Genomic DNA, 9,286 nt, shown 5'->3' with positions numbered 1-9,286 from the left:
GTGTTGAGATGGAGCACGCGGACCCGCTCGATATCCAGATAGGCCATGTCGGCGCGCAGATAATCGAGCAGCGCCTGCCAGTTGGCGATCACCGGCTGGTTCATGACCGCCGCACGCAGCAGCCGCAGCGCCGTCGCCTGAACGATCTTGAGCGCGGCGATCGAGGTGTCGCCCATACCGTTGATGCGCGCGAGGTCCTCCGGGCTTGCCGACATCAACCCGCCCAGCCCGCCAAATTCGGCGAGCAGCGCCTTGGCCAGCGGCTTGGTGTCGCGCCGGGGAATGGCCAGCGCCAGCAGATATTCGACCAGTTCATAATCGTGCAGCGCCTCGGCGCCTGCGTTCAGCAGCTTGTCGCGCAGCCGGGCGCGGTGGCCGGCATGATCTGGCGTCGGAACCGTCATCGCGTTCAGGGATTAAGCATCGATGGGCGGGGTGGCAATTGCTGCGCCGGGCGATAAGCTGTCAATCAGCAGCCGGAAAAATGCGCGCGAGGCAATGAGTTTGGCGGACCAGGGCGAGCACTCTACCGGGCAGGGCGGGTTTGCCGCGCGTAGCGTCGGCGCGGCGCTGGTGCTGGGCGCGCTGGGCGCCGGCGTGTGGACCGCGCGCGCGCCGATCGCGACCGGGCTGATTGATTCGGCGCTGGCCGAGCGCGGCGTTCGCGCGCGCTATCATATTGCCGATCTTGGGCTGACTCGGCAGCGCCTGGCCGACGTCGTCATCGGCGACCCGGCGCGACCCGATCTGGTGGCGGACTGGGTGGAGGTTGTACCCATCCTTGGCGATGGCGGTTTTGGCCTCGCGGAGCTGCGCGCGGGGCGGGTGCGTGCGCGGGCGAAAATCGCCGATGGCAAGCTGGTGATGGGCGATATCGACCGGCTGCTGCCCCCGCCCAGCGGCGCGCCGGTCACGTTGCCTGCGATCGATGTCGCGCTGGATGACGCCCGGCTCAGGCTGGAAACGCCGATGGGCGTGGCGGGCCTGCGGCTCAGCGGGCGCGGGCGGCTGAACAATGGCTTTGCCGGGCAGTTGGCGGTGGTGTCGCCCCGGCTGGGGAGTGCAACTTGCGGTGCAGAAGATATCGCCGCCGTCCTCGCGCTGTCGGTGGCGGATGCACAACCGCGGTTGCAGGGGCCGGTGCGCGCTGGGCAGCTCCGTTGTGCTGATGCTGAAGCGACGGCGTTGCGGGTGGATGCCGCCGTCCAGCTCGACCGCCGGTTCGATCGCTGGCGCGGCGACGCCGCGCTTTCGAGCGGTGCCATCCGCCATGCCCGGGGAACGCTGGCCGGCTTGATCGGGCGGGTCGATTTTGACGGATCGGTGCGGCGCACCACTGGCAAGCTCGACCTGCTGGCCCAGGCGCTGCGGTCGCCGCAGGCATCGGCAGCAACGGTCGCGCTGGCCGGAACCTATCGTGCCGGCGCCGCGGGCGTGCTGTTCGAGGGGCGCGCCAATGCCGGGGAGGCAGCGCTGGGCACGAAGCAGCAGCAATGGATCGACCGCATCGGCCAGGCTGGGCAGCAGACGCCCGTCGGGCCGCTGGTTGCCCAGCTTGCCCGGGCCGGCTCGGCGGCGGCGCGGCGCTTTGGCGGAACGGCGGATGTAACGTTGGCCGCCGATGGTGCAGGCTATCGGCTTGCCATCGGCCGCGCGACACTGACCAGCGGGAGTGGCGTACGTGCCAGCCTGTCGGATGGCGGTGGCGTTGCCATCACCCCGGCCGGATTCCGCATCGATGGCCGGCTGGCGCTGGCGGGTGGCGGCTTGCCCGAGGCTGCGGTCACCCTGCGCCCGGCGCAAGGGGGGCGGGCGATTGCGGGCAGCGGTTTCGTGCGGCCCTTCGCCGCCGGCGCGGCCCGGCTGGCCCTTTCAGGGCTTGATTTCACGGCGATTCCGGGCGGCACCACGCGGCTCAATACCCGCGTCGTCCTCAGCGGACCGGTGGGCGGCGGGCGCGTCGACGGGCTGAGCTTGCCGCTGGAGGCGCGCTGGGATGGCCGCCGCCGCATCGCGCTCAACCCGGGCTGCACGCAGGTGTCCGCGACCCGCTTCGATGCCGGCGGCGTCGAGATGGACCAGCCCCGGCTGACCGTGTGCGCGGAGAATGGCGCGCTCGCCACGATCGACGGCGGGCGCGTGACCGGCGGCGCGCGGCTGATGGCGCCCGACCTAGCTGGCAAGCTGAACGGCACGCCGATCTCGGTCGCGGCGCAGGATGCACGCTATGGCTTTGCCGATCAGCAATTCGGCGTTACCGGGCTGCAGGTCCGGCTCGGCACGCCCGATGGTGTGAGCCGGCTGGAGATCGCCCAGCTCGACGGGCGGATTACCGGCGGCGATGTCGGCGGCAGCTTTGTGGGTGCCGGCGGCGGCATCGGCCATGTGCCGCTCAAGCTCTCCGACGGTGCCGGCAGCTGGCAGTTCGCCAATGATCAATTCCGTGTCGATGGCGGGCTGCGCGTGGCGGACGCGGCGGACTCGGCGCGCTTCAACCCACTCGTCAGCCAGAATGTTGCGCTGGTGCTCGCCGACCATAAGATCAGCGTCACCGGCACGCTCACGCCGCCCGGTTCCGGCACGGTGGTCACGCGCGTGACGATCGCGCACGACCTCGACACGGCAACCGGCAGCGCCGATCTGGCGGTGCCGGGGATTGCGTTTGACAAGGAATTTCAGCCAGACCGGCTGACACCGCTCACCTATGGCGTGATCGCCGAAGTGGTGGGGCTGGTGACGGGCGAGGGGCATATCCGCTGGACGCCCGACGGCGTAACCAGCAATGGCGTGTTCCGCACGCCGGGCGCGAACCTGGACGCGGCATTCGGCCCGGTCGCCGGGCTGTCGGGCGAGATCCGCTTCACCGATCTGCTCAACATGGTCAGCGCGCCGGGCCAGGTGGTGAAGCTTGCCAACGTCAATCCGGGTGTTCCGGTGAACGATGGCGAAATCCGCTACCAGACGCTGGCCGATCAGAAAGTGGCGATCGAGGGCGGGCACTGGCCCTTTGCCGGTGGCGCGCTGATCCTCGAGCCGACGCTGCTCGATTTCAACATCAGTGCCGAGCGGCGCTTTACCTTCCGCGTCGACGGGGTCGATGCAGAACTGTTCCTGCAGAGCTTCGACTTCAAGAATCTTGACGCGACCGGCATTGTCGATGGCACCCTGCCGATGATCTTCAACGCCAAGGGCGGGCGCATCCAGGACGGGCATCTGCGCATGCGGCCCGGTGGCGGCACCATTTCCTATGTCGGCGAAATTTCGCAGCGCGATCTGGGCTTCTGGGGTAATCTGGCGTTCCAGTCGCTCAAATCGCTCAGCTATCGCGAGCTTGAGGTCGATATGAACGGGCCGCTAGAGGGCGAAATGATCACCGAGGTGCGGTTCGCCGGGTTGCGGCAGGGAAGGGGCGCCAAGAGCAACTTCCTCATCCGCCGCCTGCAGCAGCTGCCGCTGGTGTTCAATGTGCGGATTCAGGCGCCGTTCCGCCAATTGTTCGATTCGGCGCAGAGTTATTACGACCCCAAGCGGCTGATCGAGCGTAATCTGCCGGCGTTGATCGAGGCGCAGAAGGCCGCCGCGCAGCCGCAATCCGTTCAGCCGCCGGCAAGCGAGCCTGTGCGACAAGGAGACCGCAAATGAGAAACAGATGGCCGGTCGTGGCGATGGTGGTAACAGTGGCGATGCTGGGCGGGGGGTGCGTGAATGTCGCGGCACCCGACAAGCCCATTGTCATCAACCTGAACATCAACATCACGCAACAGGTTGTGTATCGGCTGGATGGCCAGGCGAAGGAACTGATCCAGCAAAATCCGGGGATTTTCTGATGAAGACGCAGATGAAAAAGACGCTGATGATGCTGGCGGCACTGGGCACGGTGCTTGGCGCCGGTGCGGCCTGGGCACAGCGCGACCCGGCCTATGCCGAGGCGCGCGCGCAGGGGCTGATCGGCGAACAGCCGGATGGCTATCTGGGCATTGTCGGCGCGGCGACGCCGGAGCTGCGCGGGATCGTCAACAACATCAACATCCAGCGCAAGGCGGCCTATACCCGCAGCGCCGCCAATGGCGCGACGGTGGAGCAGTTCGCCTTCACCTCCGGCTGCAACCTTATCCTGAAAACCGCGCCGGGTGAAAAATATCAGGGCCCCGATGGCCGCTGGCATACCCGCACCGACGCCCCGCCGGAGCGCGACCCGCGCTGCGTCTGACCGGTCGCGCCGGCGCGTAGCTGCGCTCGTCCCGCTGCGGTTGACTCGCCGCGCGCTGCTTTCTAAAGCGGCGCCGCGACGGGGGTGTAGAGGGCAATCGTCGTAAGAGAGGCACGTCGCTCGCATTCGTGCAGGGCGGCGTTTTCCTATCAGGATGAGAATGCGCGCGTTGGCAGATAATCGCCATAACGAACCCGATCAGCTTGACGCCCGGATTGCGCGCGCCAAGGCAGAGGCGGGCATCGGCGCGCCGCAGCGCCAGGTTGCGGCGGAAAATCGCGGCTGGGCGGTCGGCATCGAATTTGTCGGTGTCGTGCTGGTGTCCGCGATGATCGGCTGGGCGATTGACAATTATGCCGGCCTCGGCACGCGGCCCTGGGCGATGATCGTCATGCTCGTGCTGGGCTTTGCGGCCGGTGTGCGGCGGGCGCTGCAGACCTCTTCGCAATTCGATGCCACCCCCGATGACAATGACACGAAGTAAAGAGGCTTAAGTCCGTGGCCAGCCCGATGCATCAGTTCGAAGTGACGACGCTCCAGCGCCTGGAAGTGCTGGGCTTTGACGCATCGTTCACCAATTCCTCGCTGTGGATGGCGGTGGCGCTGGCGGCGGTGTCGATCTTCCTGTTCGTGGGCACCGCACGGCCGCAGCTGGTGCCGGGCCGCTGGCAGGCGGCGGTCGAATATGTCTATGACTTTGTACGCGGCATGCTGGATGAAAATGTTGGGCCGGAAGGGCGCCGCTACACGCCGCTGCTGTTCTCCATCTTCATGTTCGTGCTGGCGTGCAACCTGCTGGGGCTGATCCCGTGGGTGGGCGCGTTCACGCCGACCAGCCATATTTCCGTCACGCTGGGCCTGGCGATGCTGGTGTTCATCGTGGTGTGCGTGGTGGGGTTTGCCCGGCACGGCCTGCACTTCTTCAGCCTGTTCTGGCCGAAGGGCACCTTCTTTCCGCTGGCCGTGTTCGTGGCCTTTATCGAGTTTCTGAGCTTTCTCAGCCGCCCCTTTACGCTCGCCATCCGGTTGTTCGCCAACATGACCGCCGGCCACGTGCTGCTGAAGGTGTTCGGCACCTTCGTGGTTGCGCTCGGCTCGTTCGGCGCGCTGCCTTATGTCTTCGGCGTGCTGCCGCTGGCGGTCAATGTCGCGCTGTCGGCGCTCGAAGTGCTGATCGCGGTGGTGCAGGCTTATGTCTTCGCGTTGCTTGCGTCGATCTATCTGAACGACGCGGTCAACCTCCACTAAGTCAATCATTCCAAATCATTAAACACGAAAGGTAGTATCATGGACGTTGGTTCGGCAAAGGTTATCGGTGCGGGTCTGGCTGCGATTGGTGCGGGTCTGGCGGCGATCGGCGTGGGCTCGATTTTCGGCCAGTATCTGAACGGCGCGCTGCGCAACCCGGAAGCGGACGCCAAGATGGGCGGCCGCCTGATCTTCGGCTTCGCCGTGACGGAAGCGCTCGGCCTGATCGCGGCGGTTGTCGCGCTGGCGCTCGCCTTCTCGTAAGGCGCGGTCGGTTCCACCGTTTGAGTAGCGAGATCCATGCCACAATTTGATTTTCAGCACGTTTTCTGGCCCCAGCTGATCTGGCTCGCGATCTTTTTCGCGATCCTCTATTTCGGCGTTGTCCAGATGACCCTGCCCAAGCTCGGCAAGGTCGTCACCGCGCGTGAGGATCAGGTGGCGGGCGATCTCGCCCAGGCCGAAACCGCGAAGGCAGAGGCCGACCGGTTGAAGGCCGATTACGACGTCGGCGTGGCAGCGGCGCAGGACGCGGCCCGGGCCAGCCTGGCCCAGGCACGCACTGCCGCCGCCGCGGCGACCGAAGCAAAGCTTGCTGACAGCAATGCAGCGCTCGATGCCAAGGCGGCGGCCGCGCAGCAGGCGATCGAAGCGTCGCGCACCAGCGCGCTCGCCGAGATCGAAAGCGTTGCTGCCGAGGCGGCGACCGAGATCGTCGAGAAGCTGACCGGCAGGCGGCCAGCCCCGGCCGATGCAGAGGCCGCCGCCCGCGCGGCGCTGGCTTGAAGGGGGCCTGAGAAATGTCCGCCATGTTCCTGCTGACGGCCGCTGCCGAAGGCGCCCATCATGAAGCAACCTTGCTGGGCCTGGGGGCCGAGGGCTGGGTTTATGTCGGCCTGACCATCTTCATCGCGCTGGCCATTGTGGTGGGCAAGGCGCCGGCGCAGATCGCCGCCGCGCTCGATGCGCGCATCGCCAACGCCCGGCGCCAGCTGGACGAAGCCAAGGCGGTCCGCGCCGAGGCCGAGGCACTGCTGACCGAAGCCAAGGCGCGCAACCAGGCCAGCGCCGGCGACGCAGCGGCAATCGTCGCGCAGGCGGAGGCGGAAGCCAAGGCGATGCTCGCCAAGGCCGAAGCCGATGCAGCCGAGCTGATTGCCCGCCGCGCCAAGATGGCGGAGGACAAGATCGCCGCTGCCGAGCGGGGCGCGCTGGCCGCTGTGCGGGCGACCGCGGCAGAGGCGGCGGCCAAGGCCGCAGGCGCCATCATTGCCAGCCAGCATGGCGCCGATGCAGACCGCGCGCTGGTCGATCGGACGATTGGTGGCCTTGCCCGGATCAACTGATCGGCAAGGCGACAATTTGCGACATTTTTGGGCTGTCAAGGCCGCCCAAATTGGCCGATACACATAACTGGCCGAATCGTGCCTGCTAAGCTTAGAGGTTGTCTATGAAAATCCTTGCCAGCGCCGCCGTTCTCGCGCTGATTGCCGTGCCTGCCTTTGCTCAACAGACGGCCTCGACCAGCACCGCCGCCCCCGCACCGGCCGCCGGGACCGGCGCTGCCGCAACGACCGCAACGGCGACCGCGCTGACGATTGACTCGCCCATTGAGACGATTGTCGCCAATCCCGCCGGCAAGGCAGTGCTGGACGAAGTGATCCCCGGCATGACGCCGCACCCCGCCTTCGACCAGTTCAAGTCGATGACGGTGAAGCAGCTGCAGCCGCTGGCGCAGGGCCTCATCACCGACGAGATGGTGACCAAGATCACCGAGGGTCTGGCCAAGATCAAGTAAGCTTGCGCCGCCCCGCCCGGAGAGCATCCCGGCGGGGCGCTTGCTAGCAGGGCCGCTCCATAATAAGCCGGCCGGGCGATGATCGATCCGAACTCGCCCAATCGTTTCGACGAAACCAAATCGACCTATGCCGTTCGGGGCGCCGATGCCCCGGACCTGGCAAACGGTGTCGCGGCCATCCGTAACGTGCTGGCGACCTTGCCCGCGCGGCCCGGCGTCTATCGCATGCACGACGCGCGCGGCGATGTGCTCTATGTCGGCAAGGCGCGCGCGCTGAAAAGCCGCGTGACCAACTACACCCAGGTCGACCGGCTGCCCAAAAGACTGCAGCGCATGGTGGCGCTCACCCGGTCGATGACGATCGTTACCACCAACAGCGAGGCGGAGGCGCTGCTGCTCGAAGCGCAGCTGATCAAGCGCTATCGCCCAGCGTACAACGTGCTGCTGCGCGACGACAAAAGCTTCCCCTTCATCCTGCTGCGCGCCGACCACGCCTTTCCGCGCATCCAGAAGCATCGCGGCGCCCGGCGCATTCAGGGGAATTATTACGGGCCGTTCGCCAGCGCGGGCTCGGTCAACACCACGCTCAATGCGCTGCAGAAGCTGTTCCTGCTGCGCAGCTGCTCCGACGGGTTCTTCAACCGGCGCGAGCGGCCGTGCCTGCTCTATCAGATCAAGCGCTGTTCAGCGCCCTGCGTCGGGCGGATCGCGCCCGATGCCTATGCCGAGCTGGTCGCCGACGCGAAGGATTTTCTGGCCGGCAAGTCCACCCAGGTCCAGGCCAAGCTGGGCGCGCAGATGGCGGCTGCGGCCGAGGCCATGGATTATGAGCTGGCGGCGATCCTGCGCGACCGGCTGCGCGCGCTGACCTTCATCCAGGGCAGCCAGGCGATCAACGCCGACGGGGTGGGCGATGCCGACATCTTCGCGCTGGCCGAAAAGGACGGCGTGATCGGCATCCAGGCCTTCTTCATCCGTGGCGGGCAGAATTGGGGGCATCGCAGCTTCTTCCCCGGCCACACCGCCGACGTGCCGGCGGACGAGGTGCTGACCAGCTTCCTCAGCCAATTCTATGAGGAAGTGCCACCGGCGCGGCAGGTGCTGATCGACCGCGCGCTGCCCGAGGCGGCACTGCTCGAGCAGATGCTGTCCGCCCAGGCCGGGCACAAGGTGGTGATCGGCACGCCCCAGCGCGGGGATCGGCGCCGCCTGCTCGACCAGGCCCGGCGCAACGCGGCGGAGGCGATAGACCGCCGGCTGGCCGAAAGCACCACCCAGGCCCGGTTGCTGCGCGAGGTGGCTGAGCTGTTCGAGCTGGGCGAAGTGCCCGATCGCATCGAAATCTATGACAACAGCCATATCCAGGGCACGCATGCGCTGGGCGCGATGGTGGTCGCGGGGCCGGAAGGCTTTCGCAAGAACCAGTATCGCAAGTTCAACATCAAGCGCGCCGAAACCGCGCCCGGCGATGATTTTGCGATGATGCGCGAGGTTTTCGAGCGCCGCTTCGCCCGCGCGCAAGAGGAAGACCCCGATCGCGACCGGGGGCAGTGGCCCGATCTGGTGCTGATCGATGGCGGACGCGGCCAGCTGAACGCCGCGCGGGCAGTGCTGGAGGGCATGGAGATCGACGATGTGGTGCTGGTCGGCGTGTCCAAGGGGCCGGACCGCCATGCCGGGCGCGAGATATTCCACCTGATGGACGGGCGCGAAGTGCAGCTGCCGGTCAATGCGCCGGTGCTGTTCTATCTGCAGCGGCTGCGTGATGAGGCGCACCGCTACGCGATTGGCGCGCATAGGGAGAAGCGGGCAAAGGCGATCGGCGCCAGCCCGCTGGACGAAGTGCCCGGCATCGGCCCGGCGCGCAAAAAGGCACTGCTGATGCATTTCGGCACCGCCCGCGCGGTGCGGAGCGCCAGCCTGGAGGATCTGCAGCGCGCCCCCGGCGTCAGCGCCGCCGTCGCGCGCCAAGTCTATGATTTTTACAACGCGCGTTAGAATTTTCTGCTTCGCTGAAGCGGCGCCAGCCC

The 9,286-nt window shown here is 67.0% G+C and carries 11 protein-coding genes; 10 read left to right on the top strand and 1 reads right to left on the bottom strand.

The annotated features are described in order from the left end of the window. The coding region (locus K2Y03_RS08505; protein WP_367114764.1) for a RadC family protein at positions 1-404 on the bottom strand (404 nt) is incomplete at its 3' end. A 94-nt stretch (positions 405-498) separates the two neighbouring features. On the opposite strand from K2Y03_RS08505, the gene K2Y03_RS08500 reads away from it, so the two are divergent. From K2Y03_RS08500 to uvrC, 10 genes are all read left to right on the top strand, one after another. Beyond that, entirely contained in the window at positions 499-3,642 is a 3,144-nt protein-coding gene (locus tag K2Y03_RS08500) for a YdbH domain-containing protein (protein ID WP_294089995.1), read from the top strand. After that, a complete protein-coding gene (locus tag K2Y03_RS08495) occupies positions 3,639-3,827 on the top strand; it encodes a YnbE family lipoprotein (RefSeq protein ID WP_294089993.1) in 189 nt (62 codons plus the stop codon). The genes K2Y03_RS08500 and K2Y03_RS08495 overlap by 4 nt, the downstream gene beginning before the upstream one ends. Before the next feature lie 11 nt (positions 3,828-3,838). After that, entirely contained in the window at positions 3,839-4,210 is a 372-nt protein-coding gene (locus K2Y03_RS08490) for a YdbL family protein (protein ID WP_294090002.1), read from the top strand. A 160-nt stretch (positions 4,211-4,370) separates the two neighbouring features. Next, positions 4,371-4,694, top strand: coding sequence for an AtpZ/AtpI family protein (locus K2Y03_RS08485; RefSeq protein WP_294089991.1), 324 nt, complete (start codon positions 4,371-4,373; stop codon positions 4,692-4,694). Positions 4,695-4,720: 26 nt separating this feature from the next. Further along, positions 4,721-5,458 carry a F0F1 ATP synthase subunit A gene (locus K2Y03_RS08480; RefSeq protein ID WP_294089998.1) on the top strand — a complete coding sequence of 246 codons (738 nt, stop codon included), beginning with the start codon at positions 4,721-4,723 and terminating at the stop codon, positions 5,456-5,458. Between the two features lie 39 nt (positions 5,459-5,497). Beyond that, the gene (locus K2Y03_RS08475) at positions 5,498-5,722 is read left to right on the top strand and encodes a F0F1 ATP synthase subunit C (RefSeq protein WP_066649790.1); all 225 of its coding nucleotides are present in this window, start codon (positions 5,498-5,500) and stop codon (positions 5,720-5,722) included. Between the two features lie 36 nt (positions 5,723-5,758). Next, positions 5,759-6,244 (top strand): ATPase, encoded by a 486-nt coding sequence (locus K2Y03_RS08470; protein ID WP_294089981.1) that lies wholly within the window; start codon positions 5,759-5,761, stop codon positions 6,242-6,244. A gap of 14 nt (positions 6,245-6,258) precedes the next feature. Beyond that, positions 6,259-6,804 carry a hypothetical protein gene (locus K2Y03_RS08465; protein ID WP_294089980.1) on the top strand — a complete coding sequence of 182 codons (546 nt, stop codon included), beginning with the start codon at positions 6,259-6,261 and terminating at the stop codon, positions 6,802-6,804. Positions 6,805-6,908: 104 nt separating this feature from the next. Continuing rightward, positions 6,909-7,256 (top strand): hypothetical protein, encoded by a 348-nt coding sequence (locus K2Y03_RS08460; protein ID WP_294089979.1) that lies wholly within the window; start codon positions 6,909-6,911, stop codon positions 7,254-7,256. 78 nt (positions 7,257-7,334) lie between these two features. After that, complete coding sequence (gene uvrC, locus K2Y03_RS08455; RefSeq protein ID WP_294089978.1) at positions 7,335-9,254, top strand: excinuclease ABC subunit UvrC; 1,920 nt, start codon at positions 7,335-7,337, stop codon at positions 9,252-9,254. Positions 9,255-9,286 lie beyond the last annotated feature (32 nt).

The sequence above is a fragment of the Sphingomonas sp. genome, from assembly GCF_019746015.1.
In the GTDB taxonomy this organism is placed as follows: domain Bacteria; phylum Pseudomonadota; class Alphaproteobacteria; order Sphingomonadales; family Sphingomonadaceae; genus Sphingomonas.
Note: the sequence above shows the minus strand (reverse complement) of the source record. Positions and strands in the feature narration are given on the sequence as shown.